Genomic DNA, 23,509 nt, shown 5'->3' with positions numbered 1-23,509 from the left:
GTAAGCGCGGGCTGGGCGGCGCGCCGAGCCGCCGATACACTCCTACGATTTCGGTATTTCGTCCACCTTCGCGCCGTCATGTCCTCCGCCCGTCCACCGTCCGCCGCCCTGCAGGGCACGCTCTATGTCGCGTTGTCCGCCGCTGCGTTCGGCGCGATGGCGATCTTCGGCCGCTATGCGTATGCAGGCGGCGTCGACGTGCTCGGGCTCCTGATCGTGCGCTTCGCAATCGGCGGCGCGGTGCTCGCCGCGATCGCAAGGCGCCGCGGCGTCGTGTGGCCGCGCGGTCGCGCGCTTGGCTCCCTCGTCGCAATGGGCGCGTTGGGCTACGTCGGCCAGTCGTTCTGCTATTTCAGCGCGTTGCAGCACGCGCAGGCGAGCCTCGTCGCGCTGCTGCTGTACCTGTATCCGGCGTTCGTCACGCTGCTCGCCGCATGGTGGCTCGGCGAGCGGCTCACGCGCGCCAAGGTCGTCGCGCTCGTGCTGTGCGTAGCGGGCTCGGCGCTGATGGTCGGCGGCGGTCATGGCGAGCCGCTCGGCATCGCGCTGGCGCTCGCCGCCGCGGTGATCTATTCGCTGTACATCGTTGCCGGCACCAAGGCGACGCGCGGCATCGACCCGCTCGCGACGACCGCCGTCATCTGCGCGTCCGCCACCGCGACGCTCGTGCTGATCGCCGTCGTGCGCGGCGCGGCGCTCGGCACGCCGCCGCACTGGCCCGCGACGGCGGGCGGCTGGGCGGCGATGCTGGCGATCGCGCTCGTGTCGACGGTCGCCGCGATGATCGCGTTCTTCGCGGGGCTCGAGCGGCTCGGCGCGGCGCGCACGTCGATGCTGTCGACGCTGGAGCCGGTCGTGACCGTCGCGCTCGCGGCGCTGCTGTTCGGCGAGGCGTTGTCGCCGATGCAGTGGGCGGGCGGCGTCGCGATTCTCGCGGCGGTGCTGGCGCTCGTGCGGGCGGGCGGCGCCGCCGCGGACGATGCGACGGCGACCTCCAACGCTTGATCGGGGCGGGTCGCGTGGACTCGGGGCCGCGGCTGCGCGCGGCGGGTCATTCAGTGGGCGGCGGGGTCTTCGGCCGGTACTCGCACAGCGGCTCGATCGCGCAGTGCCAGCATTCGGGCTTGCGCGCCTTGCACACGTAGCGGCCGTGCAGGATCAGCCAGTGATGCGCATCCTGCAGGAATTCCTTCGGCGTGAACTTCTCGAGCGCGGCCTCGACGGCCCGCACGTCCTTGCCGGGCGCGAGGCCGGTGCGGTTCGCGACGCGGAAGATGTGCGTGTCGACCGCGATCGTCGGATGGCCGAACGCGGTGTTGAGCACGACGTTGGCGGTCTTGCGGCCGACGCCCGGCAAGCTCTCGAGCGCCTCGCGATCGGCCGGCACTTCGCCGCCGTACTGCTCGAGCAGGATCCGGCACGCGGCGACCACGTTCTTCGCCTTGGTCCGGTACAGCCCGATCGTCTTGATGTACTCGGCGACGCCTTCCTCGCCGAGCGCGACAATTTGTCGCGGCGTGTTCGCGACCGGGAACATCTTGCGCATCGCCTTGTTGACCGACACGTCGGTCGCCTGCGCGGACAGCATCACGGCGATCAGCAGTTCGAACGGCGTCGAGTATTCGAGCTCGGTGGTCGGATTCGGATTGAGGCTCTGCAGCGTTTCGAAGATCGCACGTCGTTTGCTGGCGTTCATTGTGGTTTCTGGTCGGGTGGCGCGGACGGGCCGTCTTCCGGTTCGGACGAGCCTTCGCCGGCTTGCTCGGCCGCCTGCGCCTGCTGCTCGGCGAGCCGCTTGCGGCGCGCCTCGGCCGCATCGATCTGGGCCTGGACCGCGGGGCTCACGCCTTCGGTGTTCTTCGGCGCGCTGCCTTGCGCGGCCAGCTCGTCCTTCTTCTTGCGCGCGCGTTCGAGCGCGGCCGCGATGATCGCGCGTTTCTTCGCGTCGGCATCCGTGGCCGCGTCGGCCGCCGCGGGCTGCGTCGCGGCCGGTGTGGCCGACGCGGTAGCGCTCGCCGAGCGGCGCGCGGCCGCGCGCGCTTCGGCGGCCTCGCGCTCACGGCGCTGGCGCGCGAGCCGGCGGTCGTGGCGTTCGCGCGCGGCGTCGGCCTGCGCCTGCGTCCATGCGTCCCAGCCGGTGTGCTCGCCGGTGACGGGCAACATCGCGATGCAGTCGACCGGGCACGGCGGCACGCACAGGTCGCAGCCCGTGCAAAGCGACGCGATCACCGTGTGCATCTGCTTGGGCGCGCCGGCGATCGCATCGACCGGGCAGGCCTGCATGCAGAGCGTGCAGCCGATGCAGAGGTTTTCGTCGATCACCGCGACGGGGCGCGCCCGCTCGTCGCCGTTGACCGGATTCAGCGGAATCACGGGCTTGCCGAGCAGGCGGGCGAGGCGCGCGACGCCTTCGGCGCCGCCCGGCGGGCACTGGTTGTAGTTCGCGTCGCCGGCGGCGATGGCCTCGGCGTACGGGCGGCAACCGTTATAGCCGCACTTCGTGCATTGGGTCTGGGGCAGCAGATCTTCGATGCGATCCGCGAGTGTCTTGGAGTCGGTCACGGGGACAGCGGGCGCCGGTGCGCCGAATGTCTGCCGGCTACGGCGGGCGCGGCCGGCAAGGTTTGCCAAAGGAAGATTATCGCCGATTTCCCGCATTGCGCTTGACGCAGTCTGTGCGCATAATCGAAGCGCATTTTTGCAGGGGCGCAGCAGGGGGAACGCCGCAAGGCGTGCTTGTTCCAGTGTCGCCGGTGCCGACAAGGTGGGGCGACTGATCCGGATCACGCGGCTCACATAGCAAAACGCCACCATGAATCAGCCAAAAATCAAAAGAGATCCTGAAGGCACCCGCCGCCGCATCCTGATGGCGGCGGCCGAAGAATTCGCGAGTGGGGGCCTGTTCGGCGCGCGCGTCGATCAGATCGCGCGGCGGGCGGAAACCAATGAGCGCATGCTCTATTACTACTTCGGCAGCAAGGAGCAGCTGTTTACCGCCGTGCTCGAGCATGCGTTTTCCGCGCTGACCGAGGCCGAACGCGTGCTCGACCTGGACGGCGTCGCGCCGGTCGAGGCGGTCACGCGGCTCGCGCACTTCGTGTGGGACTACTACCGCGACCATCCCGAGCTGCTGCGGCTGATCAACAACGAAAACCTGCACGAAGCCCGCTATCTGCACAAGTCGACGCGGATCCGCGAAATGATCTCGCCGATCGTCACGATGCTCGGCAACGTGCTCACGCGCGGCCAGAAGGCCGGTCTGTTTCGCAGCGACGTCGATCCGCTGCGCTTCTACGTGACCCTGTCGGGGCTCGGCTACTACATCGTGTCGAACCGCTTCACGCTCGCCGCGACGCTCGGCCGCGACTTCAGCACGCCCGACGAGCGCGACGAGATGGTCAGAATGAACACCGAGCTGCTGCTCGCCTATCTGCTGCGGCGCTGACGAACGGTTTTCGGCCGCCGGAGGAAAAAACGCCGCCGTGCGCTGGCACGGCGGCGTTTTTCGTCTGGCGCGCCGGCGTCAGGCCGCCTTGCGGGTGCGGGCGGGCTTTGCGCGCGTGCCGACGCGCTTCGCGGCGGGGGCTTTCGCCGGGGCGGCCGCAGCGGGCGTCTTCGCGCGCGCGCGTTTCGCGGCGGCGGTCTTCGCGGACCCGGCCGGCGCATTCGCGGCCGGTACGGCGGCGAGCGGCGCGGCCGGTTGCGCATCCGGGCGATCCTTCGCGGCGCCGTGCTTCGGCTCCGGCGCGTGCTCGCGGATGAAGTCGCGTAGCTGCGGGTAAATGATCGTGCGCCAGCGGCGGCCCGAGAAAATCCCGTAGTGCCCGCACTTTTCGGCGGTCAGGTTGCGGCGCTGGTCCGGCGGGATGCCGGTGCACAGCTCGTGCGCGACGTGGGTCTGGCCGCTGCCGGAGATGTCGTCGAGCTCGCCCTCGATCGTCATCAGCGCGGTGTGCTTGATGTCCTGCGGGCGCACGAGCTCGCCGTCGATCTCCCACGTGCCTTCGGCAAGGCGGAACTCCTGGAACACGATGCGGATCGTCTCGAGGTAATACTCGGCGGCCATGTCGAGCACCGCGTTGTATTCGTCGTAGAAGTTGCGATGCGCTTCCGCGTCGTCTTCGTCGCCGCGCAGCAGGCTCTGGTAGAAGTCCCAGTGCGATGCCGCGTGCCGCTCCGGATTCATCGCGACGAAGCCCGCATGCTGCAGGAAGCCCGGATAGACGTGACGGCCTTCGCCCGGATAGTTCGCGGGCACCGTGTGAATCACGTTGTTCTCGAACCAGGAGATCGAATGCTGCGTCGCGAGCGAGTTCACCGACGTCGGGCTGAGGCGCGCGTCGATCGGCCCGCCCATCATCGTCATCGTGAGCGGCGTGTCCTCGCCGCGGCTCGCCATCAGCGAGATCGCCGCGAGCACCGGCACCGTCGGCTGGCATACCGAGATCACGTGCAGGTTGCGCGCGCCGATGTGGCGGATGAACTCCTGGATGTACGCGACGTAGTCGTGCAGGTGGAACGGGCCGGTCTCGACCGGCACCATCCGCGCGTCGATCCAGTCGGTGATGTAGACCTTGTGATCCTGCAGCAACGTGCGCACGGTGTCGCGCAGCAGCGTCGAGTGGTGGCCGGACAGCGGCGCGCAGACCAGCACGACCGGCTCGTCCTTCAGCTGGGTGACCGCGCCCGCGTCGTCCGAGTAGCGCTTGAAGCGCAGCAGGCGGCAGAACGGCTTCTCGACGATCGTCTGCTCGACGATCGGGATGTTGTGGCCGTCCTTGACGATCTGGTGCAGGTTGAATTCGGGCTTCTCGTAGTCCTTGCCGAGCCGGTACAGCAATTCGTACGCGGCGGCCATCCGCGTCGCTCCGGGCATCAGCGAGAGCGGGCTGGACGGATTGGCGAACGATTTCGACGCAGCCTGGGCCCAGGCCGTGAGCGGGCTCAGCATCGCCCGCTGGAATTCATGCAATTGGTAAAGCATGCAGACAACTCCCGCTTGGGGGACGGTGCGCGAGGGCGACGTTGGGTGTCGTGGCGCGCCGTGTGGGTCAGCGATCGGCCATGTTGCACCGCGGCCGGTCAATCGCCGTCGATCATATCGGACAACGTGGGGTGGTGCAATGCAACATTTCCCTGATTTTTCATGAATTTGTTGCCATTTGACGTTCTCTGAAGCCGCCTCGGCCACCCGCGTTCAGCGCCCCGCGGCGACCGCCGGCTCGGGCTGGCCGGCCGCGCGCGCCATTGCCTCCTCATGGTGCATCAGGTTCATCGCCGTGTGCACGAGCGCGACGTGCGAGAACGCCTGCGGGAAGTTGCCGACGAGGCGGCCCGCGACCGGGTCGTACTCCTCGGCGAGCAGCCCGAGGTCGTTCGACAGCGACAGCAGCCGGCGGAACAGGCGATGCGCTTCGTCGATCCGGCCGAGCAGCGCATACGCGTCGACGAGCCAGAAACTGCATGCGAGAAACGTGCCTTCGCCGGGCGGCAGGCCGTCGTCGTATTCGCTCGTGCGGTAGCGCAGCACGAGGCCGTCGTGCAGCAGTTCGCGTTCGATCGCGTCGATCGTGCCGACGATGCGCGGGTCGTCCGGCGGCAGGAAGCCGAGCTGCGGCAGCAGCAGCACGCTCGCGTCGAGCTCGTCGCTGCCGTAGCTCTGCGTGAATGCCTGCTTGTCCGCATGCCACGCGTTTGCGCAGACGTCCGCGTGGATCTGTTCGCGCAGGTCGCGCCAGCGCTCGAGCGAGCCGGGCAGGCGGAACATTTCCGCAGACTTGATCGCGCGGTCGAACGCGACCCACGCCATCACCTTCGAAAACGTGAAGTGGCGGCGGCCGCCGCGCGTTTCCCAGATGCCTTCGTCGGGCTGCCGCCAGATTTTCTCGAGATGGTCGAGCAGCGTGCACTGCACCGACCATACGGTGTCGTCGGCCTGCAGGCCGCCCACGCGCGCGAGGTGCAGCGCCGCCATCACTTCGCCGAACACGTCGAGCTGCAACTGGTTCGCGGCGCCGTTGCCGACCCGCACGGGCTTCGAATCCTGGTATCCGGGCAGCCAGTCGAGCTCCATTTCCGGCAGCCGGCGCTCGCCCGCGATCCCGTACATGATCTGAATCTGCTCGGGCGAGCCGGCCATCACGCGGCCGAGCCACGCGCGCCATGCGCGCGCCTCGTCGTAATGGCCGCCGCGCATCAGCGCGAGCAGCGTGATCGTCGCGTCGCGCAGCCAGCAGTAGCGGTAATCCCAGTTGCGGGTGCCGCCAAGGTGCTCGGGCAGCGACGTGGTCGGCGCCGCGACGATGCCGCCCGTCGGCTCGTACGCGAGCGCCTTCAGCGTGATCAGCGAGCGGCGCACCGCGGCTTCGTAGCGGCCGTGCACCTGGCAGCGCCCCGACCATTCGAGCCAGTAGTTCTCGGTGCGCCCGAGCATCGACAGCGGGTCGCGCGCGGGCGGCAGCCGCAGGTGCGACGGCGCGTAGCCGAGCGAGAACGGCACGCGTTCGTCGGCGCTCACCGTGAATTCGGCGAGCGTGTGCAGGTTCTTGCCGGTGAGCGGCACGCTCGTGCGCAGCACGACGGTGTCGGGCCCCGCGATCGCCTTCACGCCGTCCTCGCGCGACAGCTGCGTGACCCACGGAATCGAGAAGCCGTAGTCGAAGCGCAACACGAGCTCCATGCGCATCTTCATCGTGCCGTGCCGGCCGACGACGATCCGCACCAGCTCCGACCAGCCGTTGCCGGGCGGCATGAAATCGATCACGGTGACGGCGCCGTCGGCGCTCTCGTAATCGGTTTCGAGTATCAGTGTGTCGCCGCGATAGCGGCGCGTCGTGTGCGTGATCGCGACGTCGGCGGCCGGCGCGAGCAGCCAGCGGCCGTGCTCGGGCGTGCCGACGAGGGCCGCGAAACAGGCGCCCGAATCGAAGCGGGGCCAGCACAGCCAGTCGACGGAGCCGTCTTTCGCGATCAGCGCGGCCGTGTGGCCGTCGCCGACGAGGGCGTAGTCTTCGATCAGGGCGGGCATGGGCGGCGATCCTTGTTACGCGTTCACTATCCGGACGACGGCAGCCGGGCTTCACGTCCCGGCTTCGCGCCCCGTATACTCGGCCGGGCGGCGGAGCGCGCAACGGCCGGCGTTTCGTCACATATCAACACTTGACGCGGCTCGATGCAAGGAGGATTCAATGCCCAGCCGTTTACGCGCACGTGACGCGCGCGCTTCGACCCGAGGGTTTCCGCTTAGGCTCGCGCACTGGATGAAAGGTTTCGCGATCGTGCTTTCCTTATCCGCGACCCATGCGTTCGCGCAACAGTCCGCGACGGCGCCCGCGGACGGCGTCTACAATCTGCTGGTCGGCACCTACACGGACGGCGGCAGCGACGGGATCTACGTGTATCGCTTCGACACGAAGACGGGCAGCGTCGCGCCGGTGTCGTCGACGAAGACCGTCAATCCGTCGTACCTGTTGCCGAGCCGCGACGGCCGCACCGTATACGCGGTCAACGAGTTGCCCGGCGACAACGGTCCGGCCGGCCAGCGCGGCGGCATCAGCGCGTTCCGCTTCGACGCGAAGACGGGCGCGCTGGCGTTCATCAACCGCGTGTCGTCGGAAGGGAACGATCCGTGCTACCTGAGCCTGTCCCCGGACGGCAAGTACCTCGTGACCGCGAACTACTCGGTCGCGGCCGACCCGGGCGGCAGCTTCGCGGTGTTTCCGCTGCGCGAGGACGGCGCGGTGGGCCAGGCCGCGCTGACCGTGCATCACGCGGGCAGCGGGCCCGTGAAGGGGCGCCAGGACGGCGCGCACGCGCACTCGGCGGTGTTTTCGCCGGACGGTCGCATCCTGTTCGTGCAGGATCTCGGCGCGGACAGGATCTTCGGCTATCGTTACACGGTCGACGGCAGCCGCGGCCTGATCAGCCCGACCGACACGCGCTACACGCCCGTGAAGCCGGGTTCGGGCCCGCGCCACATGGTGTTCGACGCGAACGGCCGCTACGCGTACGTGACGAGCGAGCTGAACGCCGCGGTCGAGGTGTTCGGCCACCAGGACGGCAAGCTGACGCCGGTCCAGACCGTGCCGATGGCCGCGCCCGGCTTCAAGGGCAAGGTCGGCGGCGCGGCGCTCCACCTGTCGCCGGACGGCCGCTTCCTGTACGCGAGCAATCGCGGCGACGCGAACGAGATCGTCATCTACGCGGTGAACCCGGCCGACGGGCGCCTGAAGACGGTCGGCCGCCAATCGAGCCTCGGCAGGACGCCGCGCGAGTTCCTGATCGACCCGACCGGCCAGTGGCTGATCGTCGGCAACCAGGACAGCGACACGTTCTACGTGTTCAGGCGCGATGCGGAAACCGGCAGGCTCGACGCGAACCCGCAGAAGGTCACGGTCGGCAAGCCGGTCGATTTCAAGCTCGTTCCGGCGCTGTAAGACGCTTTACGCCGTAGATGCAAGAAGGGCGCTGCCGATGCAGCGCCCTTCTTGCTTGTGCGGGGGGCGGAGCGCCGCTTACTCCGCGGCGGCCGGCACCAGCACCTCGCGGCTGCCGTTGATGCCCATCGGCGACACGAGCCCGGCTGCCTCCATCTGCTCGACGAGGCGCGCGGCGCGGTTGTAGCCGATGCGCAGCTGCCGCTGCACCGACGAGATCGACGCGCGGCGCGTGCGCACGACGAACGCAACCGCCTCGTCGTACAGCGGGTCCGCTTCCGCGTCCGGCGCGTCGCCGAACAGGTCCTGCGCCGCGCCTTCCGACGCCGGGCCGTCGAGAATCCCTTCCTCGTACTGCGGCTCGCCGAACTGCTTCAGGTACTCGACGATCCGGTGCACTTCCTCGTCGGCGACGAACGCGCCGTGCACGCGCTGCGGGTAGCCGGTGCCCGGCGGCAGGAACAGCATGTCGCCCTGGCCGAGCAGCGACTCGGCGCCCATCTGGTCGAGGATCGTGCGCGAGTCGATCTTCGACGACACCTGGAACGCGACCCGGGTCGGGATGTTCGCCTTGATGAGGCCGGTGATCACGTCGACCGACGGACGCTGCGTCGCGAGGATCAGGTGGATGCCGGCCGCGCGCGCCTTCTGCGCAAGGCGGGCGATCAGCTCCTCGATCTTCTTGCCGGCGACCATCATCAGGTCGGCGAGCTCGTCGATCACGACGACGATCAGCGGCAGCGTCGACAGCGGCTCGGGATCTTCCGGCGTCAGCGAGAACGGGTTGCCGATCTTCTTTTCCTTCGCCTCGGCGTCGCGGATCTTCTGGTTGAAGCCGGCGAGGTTGCGCACGCCGACGGCCGACATCAGCCGGTAGCGCTTCTCCATCTCGCCGACGCACCAGGTGAGCGCGTTCGCGGCGAGCTTCATGTCGGTGACGACCGGCGCGAGCAGGTGCGGGATGCCTTCGTAGACCGACAGCTCGAGCATCTTCGGGTCGATCATGATGAGCCGCACGTCCTCGGGCGTCGCCTTGTACAGCAGCGACAGGATCATCGCGTTGATCGCGACCGACTTGCCCGAGCCCGTCGTGCCCGCGACGAGCATGTGCGGCGCCTTCGCGAGATCGGTGACGACCGGATGGCCGGTGATGTCCTTGCCCATCGCGATCGTGAGCTGCGACGTCGAATGCTGGTACTGGCGCGACGCGAGGATTTCCGACAGGCGGATCATCTGGCGTTTCGCGTTCGGCAGCTCGAGGCCCATGCAGGTCTTGCCGGGGATCGTCTCGACGACGCGGATCGACGTGAGGCCGAGGCCGCGCGACAGGTCCTTCATCAGGCCGACGATCTGGCTGCCGCGCACGCCGAGCGCGGGTTCGATCTCGAAGCGCGTGATCACCGGGCCGGCCGACGCGCCGACGACCGTCACCGGCACCTTGAATTCCTGCAGGCGCTGCTCGATCACCTGGCCGGTCTGGGCGAGCTGTTCGTCGGAGATCGTCTGGACGTCGTCCGATGCCGGTTCGAGCAGGTCGAGCGTCGGCAGCTCGACGCTGAACGTGGCCGGCGCGTGGAATTCGAATGCGTTCGGCCGCGGCTGGGGTGGGGGCGGCGCGGCAGGGGCGGCGTCGGGCGTCGGGGCGGCGATCGTTGCCGTGGGCGCTCCTGGCATGGACGTGCCGACGATTGCGGCGGCGGGCGCAGCCGGGGTGACCGGAACGGCTGCGGGTGCTGCCGGCGCGTCAGGCGCGGCGAATGCCGTGGCGGCAGGCACTGCAACGTGCGCCGGAGCGACCGTCGTCGTAGCGGGCGTCGCCAACGTTGCTCCGACGACTGTAGCAGCGGCTGTCGAAGCGGCCGTGTTTGCCGCCGGCACCGAGGGAATGGCGATTGCCGCAGTGGGTGCTGCGGCCTGCGCCGGAACGGCGGCCGCCGCCGCGGGCGTCGTCATCATCAGTGCCGGCGCACCGCCGATTACAGCGGCGGGTGCAGCGACAGACGCCGGAGCGGCAGCCATCGACGACGGCTGCGCGGGCGTGGCAGTTGTCGTGGCAGCGGAGTAGGGTTCTGCAGCGGGCATTACGCGTGCCGACGTGTCGACGATTGCGGCGGCAGGTACCGCAACGGTCGCCGTCGGGGTTGCCTGAGTGGAAGTTGTCGCCGCAGGCGTTGAGGGCGCAGCCGTGCCCGATGTCGCGGACAGGCCGTACAGCGACGGCGTGGCTGGCGTCGAGGACGAAAGCACCGGTGCAGTCGAAACGACCGGGGCAACCGGCGAGGGGGCTGCGGACGTCGGCGGGACGGCAGGCATGACAGTCCACCCGCTTGCGATGGACGGCGCCGACGGTTGTGCCGTCGCACTTGCGACTGCCGGTTGCTTGGTTGCGCCGGGCAGCCCTGCCGCACCTGCGGCGGGCGAATTCGTCAACGTCGACCAAGCGGGCGCGGCCGCCGGTGTGGGCACCGGTTCCGCGGCCGGTAAAGCGAACGACGGCGTCATGGCGGGTTCGACCGCCACCGAAGAGGGGAGACCTGCGCCCGCAATCTCGGACTTCGCTGCGCGATCGGTATCGTCCGGGCCCGCGGTCATTGCAGCCGCAGCGGCCGCGAGCGCGGCCGGTTCGATGGCGGACGCGTCGCCCGTTGCGACAGGCGTCGGCGCGGCCGCGGCGAGCGTACCGGCCGGTTGCGCCGTCGCGCCGGACGCGTGCGGCGGCGTAGTCGTTTCGGTCGCGGCCGTCGTCGCAACGGATGCGAAGGCCTCCGGGGCGGCGATGGATTCGGCACGCGACGCGTCGGCAATCGACGGCGCGACGACGTTTGCAGTCGACGCAGGCGTCACGGCGCTCGCTTCGACGGCTGCCGGCTTCGGAGGCGGCGCGGTTTGGGCGGCGTCCGACGGCACTTCTCCGAGCGGCGGGGCGGCCGACGCGGACGCGTCTGCGGCCTGCGTGGCGGCGACGTTCGTCGCGACCTCGGGGGCGTCGCTCGTCATGCCGGCCGGCGTGAACGTATCGGCCCCGGGGGCATCGGCGTTGCGCGCGACGGTAGCGGTTCCGACGAAGACCGCAGGAGCGGCATCGATCGCCGACTGCGCGGCCTTGGCCGATTCGGCCGGCTGAAGGTGCGCGCCGATTGCCCCGGCCGACGTCGTGGCGGCGTCGGCTTGCGGCGCAAGCGACGGCGTGTCGATCGCAGGCGTGTCGGCGGGCACTGCGTTGGCCGTTTCCGTCCCGGCGATGTCTTCCCACGGGGCGAGGTCGATCGGGGCGTCAGTTTGCGGCACGGATTGCGTATCGGTCGTCGTCGCGAAGCCGGTTTCGATTTCCTGAGCGGCGTCGTCGGCGCCCGTAATGATCGGCGTGTCGGCAACGGCATCGGTCGCTGCGGCGATTGTGTCCGGCGCTGCGTCGACCGTCGCTTCCGGTGCCGATGCTTCGACGCCGGCTGTCACGATGGCGTGCGCTTCGGACCGGATCTCCGGCGCGGCGGCGTCGGCCGGCGCGAACGCAGGCAGCACGATTGCATCGTCGTGGCCGATGTCCGCCTTGAGGTCGTCGGCAATGCGCGTGGATTCGTCCGTCTCCACGGCGGATGGCACGGAAACCAGCCCGGCGGATGCCGCCGGCCACCTCGACGCAGCGGCGCCTGCCGCCGCGGCTGCGCCGGCCAGCGGCGCAGCCGCGCGTGCGGCTTCGGCCGGCGTCGCGTTGGCCAGCGACGCCCATTGAGCGGTGCTGGCCTCGATCGAACGCAGCGTCTCGTGGACGCTCGGCGCGGGGGTAATCGGCGTCGCGGGTTTTTCGGTCCATGCGTAAAGCGGCGCGCGCGCAGGCACGGCCGGTCGCTGGCGGGGTACGGCGGGCGGCACGGGGGCGGTCGTCGTCGCGGCAGGCGGGCGCGACAGCGGCCGTGCCGGCGCAGCGCCGGTCGGGCGGGGCGCGACGGTTGCGCGCGGCGCGACCGGCTGCCGGGGCGTCACGGCAGGGCGCGCGGGCGTTGCCGGCGCCGGCCGGGGGCGGGCCGGCTCGAGCTCGAGCGGGGCCGGAGCGGGGCGCAGCGACTGGATGTTTGCTGCGGGGCGTGCAGGAGCCGCCGCGCCAACCGTGCCGGAGGTCGAAGAGGGCTTCGCCGGGCTTGCCGCGGGCGTCACGGCCGGCCGGCTCGTCGGCGCGGGCTTCAGCCAGCCGGTGGGCGCAACCGGCTCGGTGTGCGCCCGGGGCGCCGTCTGGCCGCGCGTTTTCGGGCGCGCTTGCGGATCGGGCTTCCAGAGCGTCGGGCGGGAAAACCGGCCGTTCTGCCGGGGCGCCATCGCGTTGACGGTATGCGCGGTGGTCGGCTGGACGTCGCCGGCGCGGCGCACGCGGCGCTCGTCGTCGCGATGCAGCGCGCTGCGCGGCAGGTCGGCGACGCCGCGCGCATCGTCGTCGCCGTTGCGCGACAGCCGAAGCCCGAACGACGTGTCGAGCCACGCGGCGACGCGTTGCCAGCCGATGCCGGTCAGCCAGGGCAGCCCCGCGAAGAACAGCACGACCATCGCGAGCGGCGTGCCGATGTGGCCGAGCACGCGCTCGAAGCCGGCGGACAGCGCATGGCCGAGCAGGTTGGCGTCGGCGCCGGACAGCGGGCTCGTCAGCGTGCAGCTCGCGACGAACACGCACGCGAAGCCGAGCCAGAGCCGGATCGAGCCGTGACCGGCGAGCCCGCCGCTGCCGGGCAGCATCGCTTTCGCGAGGCGCCAGATGAGAGGGATGAACCAGACGGCGGAGACGCCGAACCAGCCGAGGACAACCGTGTGCATGCTTTGAAACAGGAGTGGAGCGGGGAGCGCGGTGCGCGACCCGCCGAGTTTAACCGGCTGACGATGCAGAAGACTTTAAAAGACGATCAGACGCGCCGCCGTGGGGCGCGCGTGCGTGACGCTTCACGCGGCGGGACGCGGTTAGCCGGACGCGGTCGGCCAGACGCGGTCGGCCAGACGTCTTCCACGCGGGCCGCCGCATTACGGGCCGCGGCGCGTGAAGGTCAGCGTCGCGCCGCCGTCGGTCACGAGCAGCAGCTGCTGCGGCGCGCGCATCTGCACGCCGGCCTTCGCGACGTGCGCGAGCGCGTCGAGGTACGCGCGTTCGAGCTGGCCGCCGAGCGTGCCGGCGCAGGCCATTCGCGTGCCCGCGAGCGGGCCGAAGCTCAGCACGCCGTTCTTCACGTCGTAGGTGCCCATGTAGCGGTTGCAGCCGGAAAAGCCGCTCGCGCGGCGCACGCCGGACTCGGTGGACAGCGCGAGCTTGATCGGCTCGCCGTTGTCGCCGTGCGGGATCGTCCGCGGCGTGCCGTCGGCGTTCTGCCAGCCGGTGAGCTCCCAGCTCGTGTCGTCGAGCAGCTGGACGGCGGCGGGATTGAACGGATCGGGCGCGGGGGCGCTGGCGTCGGGGTGCGTCGGCATCGAGCAGGCAGCGAGAAGCGTGGCAAGCGTCAAAGCGCAGAGCGGCGCGCGCAACGGGCGAAACGGGCGGGTGCGCGTGCGTGCGGCTGCGATCGGTTGGGACATGAGCCTCGTTCCTCATCATCGGGTTCTGAACAAGGCGTAAGAGTAACGCACTCGCGTCGCGTCAGGCGAGGCGACCGTGCGCGCACGAAAACGTTCTCGGCCCGCCGGCGCGTCGCGCGCGGCGACGCGAAACCGGCCCGAATGCGGCCCGAATGCGGCCGGACCGGCGTCGATGCGCGTGGTAGCATCGCAGTCGTTTTCGACCTCCAACCAGAAGCGGGAAATCACATGCAGATCGGTCAGCGGCTCGGTACGCCGCTTTCGTCCTCGGCCACGCGCGTCATGCTGCTCGGCGCCGGCGAACTCGGCAAGGAAGTCATCATCGCGTTGCAGCGGCTCGGCATCGAGGTGATCGCAGTCGACCGCTATCCGGACGCGCCCGGGCACCAGGTCGCGCACCGCGCGCACGTGATCGACATGACCGACGCCGATGCGCTGCGCGCGCTCGTCGAGGCCGAGCGTCCGCACCTGATCGTCCCCGAGATCGAGGCGATCGCGACCGATGCGCTCGCGGCGATCGAGGCAGCAGGCATCGCCGAGGTGATCCCGACCGCGCGTGCGACCCAGCTCACGATGAACCGCGAGGGCATCCGCCGGCTCGCCGCCGAGGAGCTGGGCCTGCCGACGTCGCCGTACGCGTTCGCGCAGTCGTTCGACGAGTTCAGGGCCGCCGTCGCGAAGATCGGCATGCCGTGCGTCGTGAAGCCGGTGATGTCGTCGTCGGGCAAGGGCCAGTCGGTCGTGCGCAGCGAAGCGGACGTCGAACCCGCGTGGCAGTACGCGCTGGCGGGCGGGCGCGTGAATCACGGGCGCGTGATCGTCGAGGGCTTCGTGGATTTCGACTACGAGATCACGCAGCTCACGGTGCGCGCGATCGATCCGGCCAGCGGCGACACGCGAACCTATTTCTGCGAGCCGGTCGGCCACGTGCAGGTCGCGGGCGACTACGTCGAGTCGTGGCAGCCGCAGCCGATGTCCGCGGCGGCGCTCGCGCGTTCGCGCGAGATCGCGCACAAGGTCACCGAGGCGCTCGGCGGGCGCGGGCTGTTCGGCGTCGAGCTGTTCGTGCGCGGCGACGAAGTGTGGTTCTCCGAAGTGAGCCCGCGGCCGCACGACACGGGCCTCGTCACGCTCGCGTCGCAGCGCCAGTCGGAATTCGAGCTGCACGCGCGCGCGATCCTCGGCCTGCCGGTCGATCCGGCGCTCGGTTCGCCGGCCGCCTCGGCGGTGATCTACGGCGAGCTCGACGAGCGCGGCATCGCGTTCGAGGGCGTGCGCGACGCGCTGGCGGTGCCGGGCGCCGACCTGCGCCTGTTCGGCAAGCCGGAGAGCTTCGCGAAGCGGCGCATGGGCGTCGCGCTCGCGACCGGCGCCGACATCGACGAAGCCCGCGACCGCGCGAAGCGCGCCGCCGCGGCCGTCAAGCCCGTTTCCGGGCGCTGACGCCGCGCGAACACCGGCGCGCCCGCGCGGGCGCGCCTGCTCGCAACAACGTCTCGTGAGAGGACCTGCATGATTCGTCAAACCCTCGCCGCGCTCGCGCTGGCCGGACTGTCCGTTTCCGCTGCGCAGGCCGCGCAGCTGACCGTCGAGGAGATCGACGCGGACGCGCGCCAGAACGCCGTCTACCAGTGCGCGAACCAGAAGCAGCCGGTGCGCGTGTCGTACTGGCTCGCCGGCAACGGCCAAAGCTTCGCGCTCGTGCCGGTCAACGGCCAGCGGCTGCTGTTCGTCGACACCGTGTCGGCGTCCGGCGTGCGCTACCAGGCCGGTCGCTATACGTGGTGGACCAAGGGCAAGGAGGCGACGCTGCGCGACGAGATTGCCGACGAGAAGGCGCCGCCGCTGCTGTCCGATTGCGTGCAGGTCGAGAAGAAAAAGAAGAAGGGGTGATGCGAGCGGGGCGGTTTGCCGGGGAGGACTCCCGGCCGAATCCGGACCGAACCTGCCTGCGGACCGTTGCGCCGGCCGCGGCGCCTGAACGCCGGGTTTGAATGCCCGGTTTGACCGCTGCGCCCGGCTGTCACGGACACGTCGCCGCGCAGTGCTACAATACGGCCCTTTCCGCCGGCATTCGCGCCGGACGGAGTCCGCACGGCCCTGGGCCCTGATGGTCCATCGCGCCAGAGCGGCGCCGCGCGGCGCGCCGCGGCTCCGTCTACTTCCGAAATGTGATTTGCGCAGCGGCCCGCCGGGCCGAGCTGACGCGTGATGTCCCCGCCGCGCCTTTTGAGCGAAACGCCACCATGTCCGATTCTGTCGCCAAGCCAGTCGACGCAACCTTCGATCAATTCGGCCTTGCCGCCGACATCCTGAAAGCCATTGCGGAGCAGGGCTACACGACGCCGACGCCGATCCAGGCGCAGGCGATTCCGGTCGTGCTCGCCGGCCGCGACGTCATGGGCGCCGCGCAAACGGGCACCGGCAAGACCGCGAGCTTCTCGCTGCCGATCCTCCAGCGCCTGCTGCCGCAGGCCAACACGAGCGCATCGCCCGCGCGCCACCCGGTGCGCGCGCTGATCCTCACGCCGACCCGCGAGCTCGCCGACCAGGTCGCCGCGAACGTGCATGCGTACGGGAAGCACACGCCGCTGCGCAGCGCGGTGGTGTTCGGCGGCGTCGACATGAACCCGCAGATGGCCGAGCTGCGCCGCGGCGTCGAGATCCTGATCGCGACGCCGGGCCGCCTGCTCGACCATGTGCAGCAGAAGACCGCGAACCTCGGGCAGGTGCAGATGCTCGTGCTCGACGAGGCCGACCGGATGCTCGACATGGGCTTCCTGCCGGACCTGCAGCGCATCCTGAACCTGCTGCCGAAGGAGCGCCAGACGCTGCTGTTCTCGGCGACGTTCTCGCCGGAAATCAAGAAGCTCGCGTCGACCTACCTGCGCAACCCGCAGACGATCGAGGTCGCGCGCAGCAACTCGACGAACGCGAACGTCACGCAGATCGTCTACGACGTCGCCGAGGGCGACAAGCAGGCGGCCGTCGTGCAGTTGCTGCGCAGTCGCGGGCTCAAGCAGGTGATCGTGTTCTGCAACAGCAAGATCGGCGCGAGCCGGCTCGCGCGCAACCTCGAGCGCGACGGCGTGGTCGCGTCGGCGATCCACGGCGACAAGACGCAGATCGAGCGGATGCAGGCGCTCGACGCGTTCAAGCGCGGCGAAATCGAGGCGCTCGTCGCGACCGACGTGGCTGCGCGCGGCCTCGACATCGCCGAGCTGCCGGCCGTGATCAACTTCGACCTGCCGTTCAATGCCGAAGACTACGTGCACCGGATCGGCCGTACCGGCCGCGCGGGTGCGACCGGCGACGCACTGTCGCTGTGCAGCCCGAATGAGCGCAAGCAGCTCGCCGACATCGAAAAGCTGATCAAGCGTCCGCTCGAGGTGCAGACGCTGGCGATCGACAAGCCGGCGCGGCACCGTCACGACGAGCGCGGCAGTGAGCGTGGCGGCGAACGCGGCGGCCGGCGCGAGCGCGACGAGCATCGCGGCGCAGCGGGGCGTCGCCCGGCCGGCGCCGAGCGCGGCCATCATCGCCGCCACGAGGCGCCGATCGACGATTTCTTCCTGAAGCCGTACGAGCCGTCGGCGTCGGCGAAGCAGCCGGAAGAGGCGAAGCCCGCGCCGCACGAGAAAAAGGGGCCGAAGCGCCAGGTGGCTGCGCTGCTCGGCGGGTTCGGGATGCCGCGCAAGCCGTCGGCGTAAGCGTAACAAGCGATCGGCCGCGATCGAAAGGTCGCGGCAAGGCGGGCGCATGCAGGCAGCATGTGCCCGTTTTTCATTTGCGGGGGCGCAAGGCCGTCCCGGAATCGCTGAGAATCGGTGCCGGATCGATTGCGGCGGCGCAGGGCGACGCCCGCGTCGGCGCGCGAGCTAGTTCGCCCGAGGCCCGAAGCGCCGCGCCCACGCGGCCGTTGCCGCTGCGAGGAACGCGTCGAGCGTTGCGCCCGGCAGCGCGCCGTGGTCGGGCGCCAGGCCGAGATGGGCGGCCGCGGCTTGCAGCGCGGGCAGCGGATCGTCGCGTTCGAGCGCGATCGCGCCGGTCTGCTTGCTGAGCTTCTCGCCGTTCGCGTCGACGACGACCGGCACGTGCAGGTACGACGGCGTCGGCGCGCCGAGGCAGCGCTGCAGGTAGATCTGCCGCGCGGTCGAGTCGAGCAGGTCGGCGCCGCGCACGACGTGCGTGATGCCCGCATCGGCGTCGTCGACGACGACCGCGAGCTGGTAGGCCCACAGGCCGTCCGCGCGTTTCAGCACGAAGTCGCCGACCTCGGTGGCGAGATTCTGCGATTGCGTGTGCTGCCAGCGATCGTCGAACGTGACGATCGCGGCGTCGCCGTCCGGCACGCGCAGCCGCCATGCGCGCGCGGGCTTGCCGTGCAGGCCCGATCGGCAGGTGCCCGGGTAGGCGAGCGTCGTGTGGCGTTCGTGCGCGGCGCGCAGCGAATCGGCGATTTCCTTGCGCGTGCAGCCGCACGGGTAGACGAGCCCCGCCGCCTTGAGCCGCTCGAGCGCGGCCGCGTAATCGGCCTCGCGAGTGCTCTGCCAGACGGGCGGCTCGTCCGGCGTCATGCCGAAATGCGCGAGCGTCGCGAGGATGTCCTCGGCCGCGCCGGGCACCGTGCGCGGCCCGTCGATGTCCTCCACGCGCACGAGCCATGCGCCGCCGTGCGCGCGCGCGTCGAGCCAGCTCGCGAGCGCACCGACGAGCGAGCCGAAATGCAGCGGCCCGGTCGGCGACGGCGCGAAGCGGCCGCGATAGCCGTTCATCGATGGGCGGGCCGGAACGCGCTTACGCCGCGCGGACGTCGCTGGCGGCGTTCAGGCAGGCCGGGCAGGACTGGCCTGCCACGTAAGCCGGCGATTGCTGCTGTTCCGGCGTGACGACTGCGCGGCACGCGAAGCAGGTGACGTTCGCGGTCGGTTCGAGCTGCGGGTTCAGCGCGGTGCGATAGTCGAACACGAAGCAGTCGCCGTGATAGTGCGCGCCGCCGACTTCCTCGAAATACTTGAGGATGCCGCCTTCGAGCTGGTACACGTTGTCGATGCCGACGTCCTTCATGTGGATCGCCGCCTTCTCGCAGCGGATGCCGCCCGTGCAGAACGACACGATCGTCTTGCCTTCGAGGTCCGCGCGGTTCGCTTCGATGACGTCCGGGAGCTCGCTGAACTTGGTGATGCGGTAGTCGAGCGCGTTGTCGAACGTGCCGACGTCGACCTCGAATGCGTTGCGCGTATCGAGCATCACGACCGGGCGGCCCGCGTCGTCGTGGCCGCGGTCGAGCCAGGCCTTCAGCGTGCGCGCGTCGACGAACGGTGCGCGACCGAGCTCCGGCTTGATCGCCGGCTTCTTCATCGTGATGATCTCGCGCTTCAGGCGCACGAGCATGCGGCGGAACGGCTGCGCGTCGGACAGGCTTTCCTTGAACTGCAGCGTCGCGAACTTGCCTTCGAACAGCGGGTCGTGGCGGATGTAGTCGATGAACGCGTCGGCCGCTTCGCGCGGGCCGGCGATGAACAGGTTGATGCCTTCCGGCGCGAGCAGGATCGTGCCGCGCAGGCCGAGTTCGTTGCAGCGGGCGGTGACGAGCGGGCGCCACTGTTCGATCGCGTCGAGCGAGACGAAGTGGTAGGCGGCGAGATTGACGATACTCATGGTGGTCGAACGAGAGAGCGGCCGCGGCCGTGCGACGGTCGCACGGAGGCTTGCAAAAAAGGGTGCGAAGCCGGGCGGCGGATTCGAAAACCCGTATTATCCCGCAAACCGCGCGCCGGCCGGCATTCCGCCGTTCGGCCAACGGCGCGGCGCACGGTCGCGGGCATCGGCCGAACGGCCAGCGGGGGGATTTTTTGGGCAGCCCGCGCGGCGGGGCGGCTACAATAGCGCCCATGTCAGATCCCCGCTTCGTCCATCTTCGCGTTCACTCCGAATTCTCGATTGCCGACGGCATCGTGCGTCTCGACGACATCGTCAAGGCGGCGGCCGCGGACGGCCAGGGCGCGCTCGCCCTCACCGATCTCGGCAACGCGTTCGGCCTCGTCCGTTTCTACAAGGAAGCCCGCGGCAAGGGCATCAAGCCGATCGCCGGCTGCGACGTCTGGATCGCCAATCCCGACGATCGCGACAAGCCGTCGCGGCTGCTGCTGCTCGTCAAGGACAAGCGCGGCTACCTGAATCTCTGCGAGCTGCTGTCGAAGGCGTGGCTCACGAACCAGTACCGCGGCCGCGCGGAACTCGACGCGAGCTGGCTTGACGGCGAGCTCGCGCAAGGGCTGCTCGCCCTGTCGGGCGCGCAGCAGGGCGACATCGGCCTCGCGCTCGCGGCCGGCAACGAGGAGGCCGCGCGCCGTCACGCGCAGCGCTGGGCGAAGGTGTTCCCGGGCGGCTTCTACATCGAGCTGCAGCGCTATGGCCAGCCGGGCGCCGAGGCGTACATCCAGCAGGCGGCGACGCTCGCCGCGGAGCTGAAGCTGCCGGTCGTCGCGACGCATCCGACGCAGTTCATGACCGACGACGATTTCACCGCGCACGAGGCGCGCGTGTGCATTTCGGAAGGCGACATCCTCGCGAATCCGCGCCGCCAGAAGCGTTTCACGACCGACCAGTACTTCCGCACGCAGGACGACATGGCCGCGCTGTTCGCCGACCTGCCGTCCGCGGTCGCGAACACCGTCGAGATCGCGAAGCGCTGCAACCTGACGCTCGAGCTCGGCAAGCCGAAGCTGCCGCTGTTCCCGACGCCGGACGGCATGTCGCTCGACGACTACCTGATCCAGCTGTCGAAGGAGGGGCTCGAGAAGCGCCTCGTGCAGCTGTATCCGGACGAAGCCGAACGCGACGCGCAGCGCGACACGTATTACAAGCGCCTCGAATTCGAGTGCGGGACCATCACGAAGATGGGCTTCCCGGGCTACTTCCTGATCGTTGCCGACTTCATCAACTGGGCGAAGAACAACGGCGTGCCGGTCGGGCCGGGCCGGGGTTCGGGCGCGGGTTCGCTCGTTGCCTACGCGCTCGGCATCACCGACCTCGATCCGCTGCGCTACAACCTGCTGTTCGAGCGCTTCCTGAACCCGGAGCGGGTGTCGATGCCCGACTTCGACATCGACTTCTGCCAGCACGGCCGCGATCGCGTGATCCAGTACGTGAAGGAGAAGTACGGCGCGGACGCGGTGTCGCAAATCGCCACGTTCGGCACGATGGCCGCGAAGGCGGCCGTGCGCGACATCGGCCGCGTGCTCGACCTCGGCTACATGTTCACCGACGGCGTCGCGAAGCTGATCCCGTTCAAGCCGGGCAAGCACGTGACGATCGCCGACGCGATGAAGGAGGAGCCGCAGCTCCAGGAGCGCTACGACCACGAGGACGAAGTGCACCAGCTGCTCGACCTCGCGCAGCGCGTCGAGGGCCTGACGCGCAACGTCGGGATGCACGCGGGCGGCGTGCTGATCGCGCCCGGCAAGCTGACCGACTTCTGCCCGCTCTACACGCAGGGCGACGACGGCGGCGTCGTCAGCCAGTACGACAAGGACGACGTCGAAGCGGTCGGCCTCGTGAAGTTCGACTTTCTGGGCCTCACGACGCTGACGATCCTCGACTGGGCGGAGCGCTATATCCGCCGCCTCGATCCGTCGAAGGCCGACTGGTCGCTCGCGCAGGTGCCGCTCGACGATGCCGCGTCGTTCCAGATCCTCAAGAAGGCCAACACGGTCGCCGTGTTCCAGCTGGAAAGCCGCGGCATGCAGGGCATGCTGAAGGACGCGCAGCCGGACCGCTTCGAGGACATCATCGCGCTCGTGTCGTTGTACCGTCCGGGCCCGATGGACCTGATCCCGAGCTTCTGCGCCCGCAAGCACGGCCGCGAGAAGGTCGACTATCCGGACCCGCGCGTCGAACCCGTCCTGAAAGAGACCTACGGTATCATGGTCTATCAGGAGCAGGTGATGCAGATGGCGCAGATCATCGGCGGCTACTCGCTCGGCGGCGCGGACTTGCTGCGCCGCGCGATGGGCAAGAAGAAGCCCGAGGAGATGGCCGAGCATCGCGAGATCTTCGCCGCGGGCGCCGCGAAGAACGGCCTGTCCCGCGAGAAGTCCGACGAGATCTTCGACCTGATGGAGAAGTTCGCGGGCTACGGCTTCAACAAGTCGCACGCGGCGGCCTACGCGCTGCTCGCGTATTACACCGCGTGGCTGAAGGCGCACCATCCGGCCGAATTCATGGCGGCCAACATGACGCTCGCGATGGACGACACCGACAAGGTGAAGATCCTGTTCGACGATTGCGTCGTGAACAACCTGGCCGTGCTGCCGCCGGACATCAACCAGTCGCATTACCGGTTCGAGCCGGTCGCGGAAGCCGACGGCAAGCGCTCGCGCACGATCCGCTACGGGCTCGGCGCGGTGAAGGGCAGCGGCCAGAACGCGATCGAGGAAATCCTGCGCGCGCGCGAGGAGAAGCCGTTCGCCGACCTGTTCGACTTTTGCGAACGGATCGACCGGCGCGTCGTGAACCGCCGCACGATCGAGGCGCTGATTCGCGCCGGTGCGTTCGATTCGCTGAACGCGAACCGTGCGCAGCTGCTCGCGTCGGTGCCGCTCGCGATGGAAGCGGCCGACCAGGCCGAGGCGAATGCGATGCAGGCGGGCCTGTTCGACATGGGCGCCGAGTCGCCGCATGCGCATGCGCTCGTCGACGAGCCGGCCTGGGACGACAAGCGCCGCCTGCAGGAAGAGAAGGGCGCGCTCGGCTTCTACCTGTCCGGCCACCTGTTCGATGCGTATCGCGACGAGGTGCGCTGGTTCGTGCGCCAGAAGGTCGGCGAGCTGAAGGAGGGGCGCGACAAGGTCGTGGCCGGCATCATCGCGTCGCTGCGCACGCAGATGACCCAGCGCGGCAAGATGCTGATCGCGCTGCTCGACGACGGCACCGGCCAGTGCGAGATCACGATCTTCAACGAGCAGTTCGAGGCGAACAAGGCGCTGTTCAAGGAAGACGAGCTGCTGATCGTGCAGGGGCAGGCGCGCAACGATGCGTTCACGGGCGGCATCCGCTTCACGGCCGATACCGTGATGGATCTCGAGCGTGCGCGCAGCCGCTATGCGCAGGCCGTGCGTGTGACGATGAACGGCAGTGCGGATGCAGCCGTGCTGCGTCGCGTGCTCGAGCCGCACGTGTCGAAGGCCGATCCGGCCGCGGCGAACGCCGTCGAAGCGCCCGCGCCGCGCGGCGGCGGGCGCGACGGCGGCCGCCGGCAGCAGGCGCCGCTGCCGAACGGGCTCGCGGTCCAGATCCACTACAGCAATGCGCGCGCGCAAGGCGAGATGCGCCTTGGCGAAGCGTGGCGCGTGAAGCCGAGTGATACGCTGCTGGCCGAGCTGCGTGCGGCGTTCAGCGGCAGCGTGGTCGAGATCACCTACTGAGCGCGCGGCCGGGTGCCGGCCGCGCGACGCGGGCCGGCCCCGTCGCACCGGCGCCGGCCGCCGCCTACCACCCCGCGCCGGCAGGCGCAAAATCCT

The 23,509-nt window shown here is 69.7% G+C and carries 15 protein-coding genes; 7 read left to right on the top strand and 8 right to left on the bottom strand.

The genetic code is table 11. The features are described from left to right. The first annotated feature begins 78 nt into the window (after window positions 1-78). Window positions 79-1,005, top strand: a complete 927-nt coding sequence (locus KY49_RS17855; RefSeq protein ID WP_042585978.1) for a DMT family transporter — start codon at window positions 79-81, stop codon at window positions 1,003-1,005. Window positions 1,006-1,051: 46 nt separating this feature from the next. Here the strand turns inward: KY49_RS17855 and nth are convergent, their stop codons facing one another. Both nth and rsxB read right to left on the bottom strand, forming a co-directional pair. Beyond that, window positions 1,052-1,696 (bottom strand): endonuclease III, encoded by a 645-nt coding sequence (gene nth / locus KY49_RS17850; protein WP_042585977.1) that lies wholly within the window; start codon window positions 1,694-1,696, stop codon window positions 1,052-1,054. Beyond that, window positions 1,693-2,658 carry an electron transport complex subunit RsxB gene (gene rsxB / locus KY49_RS17845; RefSeq protein ID WP_042585976.1) on the bottom strand — a complete coding sequence of 322 codons (966 nt, stop codon included), beginning with the start codon at window positions 2,656-2,658 and terminating at the stop codon, window positions 1,693-1,695. The genes nth and rsxB overlap by 4 nt, the downstream gene beginning before the upstream one ends. A gap of 154 nt (window positions 2,659-2,812) precedes the next feature. Here rsxB and KY49_RS17840 point away from each other — a divergent pair, with 154 nt between their 5' ends. After that, the gene (locus tag KY49_RS17840) at window positions 2,813-3,445 is read left to right on the top strand and encodes a TetR family transcriptional regulator (protein WP_042585975.1); all 633 of its coding nucleotides are present in this window, start codon (window positions 2,813-2,815) and stop codon (window positions 3,443-3,445) included. Between the two features lie 78 nt (window positions 3,446-3,523). Here the strand turns inward: KY49_RS17840 and KY49_RS17835 are convergent, their stop codons facing one another. Then, window positions 3,524-4,984: a polyhydroxyalkanoate depolymerase gene (locus tag KY49_RS17835; RefSeq protein WP_042585974.1), complete on the bottom strand. Its 1,461-nt coding sequence runs from the start codon at window positions 4,982-4,984 to the stop codon at window positions 3,524-3,526. Between the two features lie 213 nt (window positions 4,985-5,197). Next, complete coding sequence (locus KY49_RS17830) at window positions 5,198-7,027, bottom strand: glycoside hydrolase family 15 protein (RefSeq protein ID WP_042585973.1); 1,830 nt, start codon at window positions 7,025-7,027, stop codon at window positions 5,198-5,200. A 160-nt stretch (window positions 7,028-7,187) separates the two neighbouring features. Between KY49_RS17830 and KY49_RS17825 the strand changes: the two genes are divergently transcribed. Next, window positions 7,188-8,435, top strand: coding sequence for a lactonase family protein (locus tag KY49_RS17825; RefSeq protein WP_442854631.1), 1,248 nt, complete (start codon window positions 7,188-7,190; stop codon window positions 8,433-8,435). A 78-nt stretch (window positions 8,436-8,513) separates the two neighbouring features. Here the strand turns inward: KY49_RS17825 and KY49_RS38645 are convergent, their stop codons facing one another. Then, window positions 8,514-13,238: a DNA translocase FtsK gene (locus KY49_RS38645; protein WP_042585971.1), complete on the bottom strand. Its 4,725-nt coding sequence runs from the start codon at window positions 13,236-13,238 to the stop codon at window positions 8,514-8,516. Window positions 13,239-13,439: 201 nt separating this feature from the next. Next, window positions 13,440-13,985, bottom strand: a complete 546-nt coding sequence (locus tag KY49_RS17815; protein WP_042585970.1) for an META domain-containing protein — start codon at window positions 13,983-13,985, stop codon at window positions 13,440-13,442. A gap of 228 nt (window positions 13,986-14,213) precedes the next feature. Between KY49_RS17815 and purT the strand changes: the two genes are divergently transcribed. The 3 genes from purT (at window position 14,214) to KY49_RS17800 (ending at window position 17,695) form a co-directional block, all read left to right on the top strand. Beyond that, window positions 14,214-15,428 carry a formate-dependent phosphoribosylglycinamide formyltransferase gene (gene purT, locus KY49_RS17810; RefSeq protein ID WP_042585969.1) on the top strand — a complete coding sequence of 405 codons (1,215 nt, stop codon included), beginning with the start codon at window positions 14,214-14,216 and terminating at the stop codon, window positions 15,426-15,428. 69 nt (window positions 15,429-15,497) lie between these two features. Continuing rightward, entirely contained in the window at window positions 15,498-15,878 is a 381-nt protein-coding gene (locus KY49_RS17805) for an MliC family protein (protein ID WP_010091116.1), read from the top strand. Between the two features lie 278 nt (window positions 15,879-16,156). Continuing rightward, a complete protein-coding gene (locus KY49_RS17800) occupies window positions 16,157-17,695 on the top strand; it encodes a DEAD/DEAH box helicase (RefSeq protein ID WP_308411194.1) in 1,539 nt (512 codons plus the stop codon). Between the two features lie 168 nt (window positions 17,696-17,863). Here KY49_RS17800 and gluQRS read toward each other — a convergent pair whose 3' ends face one another. Together gluQRS and KY49_RS17790 are read right to left on the bottom strand one after the other, a co-directional pair. Further along, window positions 17,864-18,760, bottom strand: a complete 897-nt coding sequence (gene gluQRS, locus KY49_RS17795; RefSeq protein ID WP_042585967.1) for a tRNA glutamyl-Q(34) synthetase GluQRS — start codon at window positions 18,758-18,760, stop codon at window positions 17,864-17,866. Window positions 18,761-18,782: 22 nt separating this feature from the next. Then, window positions 18,783-19,646: a sulfurtransferase gene (locus KY49_RS17790; RefSeq protein WP_042585966.1), complete on the bottom strand. Its 864-nt coding sequence runs from the start codon at window positions 19,644-19,646 to the stop codon at window positions 18,783-18,785. Window positions 19,647-19,879: 233 nt separating this feature from the next. On the opposite strand from KY49_RS17790, the gene dnaE reads away from it, so the two are divergent. Continuing rightward, window positions 19,880-23,413: a DNA polymerase III subunit alpha gene (gene dnaE, locus KY49_RS17785; protein WP_042585965.1), complete on the top strand. Its 3,534-nt coding sequence runs from the start codon at window positions 19,880-19,882 to the stop codon at window positions 23,411-23,413. Window positions 23,414-23,509: the final 96 nt, after the last annotated feature.

Origin of the sequence: Burkholderia sp. MSHR3999 (assembly GCF_000833595.1) — a bacterium.
Classification (GTDB): Bacteria; Pseudomonadota; Gammaproteobacteria; order Burkholderiales; family Burkholderiaceae; genus Burkholderia; species Burkholderia ubonensis.
The sequence above is the reverse complement of the archived record's forward strand: the minus strand, read 5'-3'. Positions and strand labels throughout refer to the sequence as shown.

Bases quoted from the DNA above. Each gene is read 5' to 3' on its own strand.
- KY49_RS17855 (WP_042585978.1), top strand. From the start codon at position 79: ATGTCCTCCGCCCGTCCACCGTCCGCCGCCCTGCAGGGCACGCTCTAT.
- nth (WP_042585977.1), bottom strand. From the start codon at position 1,696: ATGAACGCCAGCAAACGACGTGCGATCTTCGAAACGCTGCAGAGCCTC.
- rsxB (WP_042585976.1), bottom strand. From the start codon at position 2,658: ATGCGGGAAATCGGCGATAATCTTCCTTTGGCAAACCTTGCCGGCCGC.
- KY49_RS17840 (WP_042585975.1), top strand. From the start codon at position 2,813: ATGAATCAGCCAAAAATCAAAAGAGATCCTGAAGGCACCCGCCGCCGC.
- KY49_RS17835 (WP_042585974.1), bottom strand. From the start codon at position 4,984: ATGCTTTACCAATTGCATGAATTCCAGCGGGCGATGCTGAGCCCGCTC.
- KY49_RS17830 (WP_042585973.1), bottom strand. From the start codon at position 7,027: ATGCCCGCCCTGATCGAAGACTACGCCCTCGTCGGCGACGGCCACACG.
- KY49_RS17825 (WP_442854631.1), top strand. From the start codon at position 7,188: ATGCCCAGCCGTTTACGCGCACGTGACGCGCGCGCTTCGACCCGAGGG.
- KY49_RS38645 (WP_042585971.1), bottom strand. From the start codon at position 13,238: ATGCACACGGTTGTCCTCGGCTGGTTCGGCGTCTCCGCCGTCTGGTTC.
- KY49_RS17815 (WP_042585970.1), bottom strand. From the start codon at position 13,985: ATGTCCCAACCGATCGCAGCCGCACGCACGCGCACCCGCCCGTTTCGC.
- purT (WP_042585969.1), top strand. From the start codon at position 14,214: ATGCAGATCGGTCAGCGGCTCGGTACGCCGCTTTCGTCCTCGGCCACG.
- KY49_RS17805 (WP_010091116.1), top strand. From the start codon at position 15,498: ATGATTCGTCAAACCCTCGCCGCGCTCGCGCTGGCCGGACTGTCCGTT.
- gluQRS (WP_042585967.1), bottom strand. From the start codon at position 18,760: ATGAACGGCTATCGCGGCCGCTTCGCGCCGTCGCCGACCGGGCCGCTG.
- KY49_RS17790 (WP_042585966.1), bottom strand. From the start codon at position 19,646: ATGAGTATCGTCAATCTCGCCGCCTACCACTTCGTCTCGCTCGACGCG.
- dnaE (WP_042585965.1), top strand. From the start codon at position 19,880: ATGTCAGATCCCCGCTTCGTCCATCTTCGCGTTCACTCCGAATTCTCG.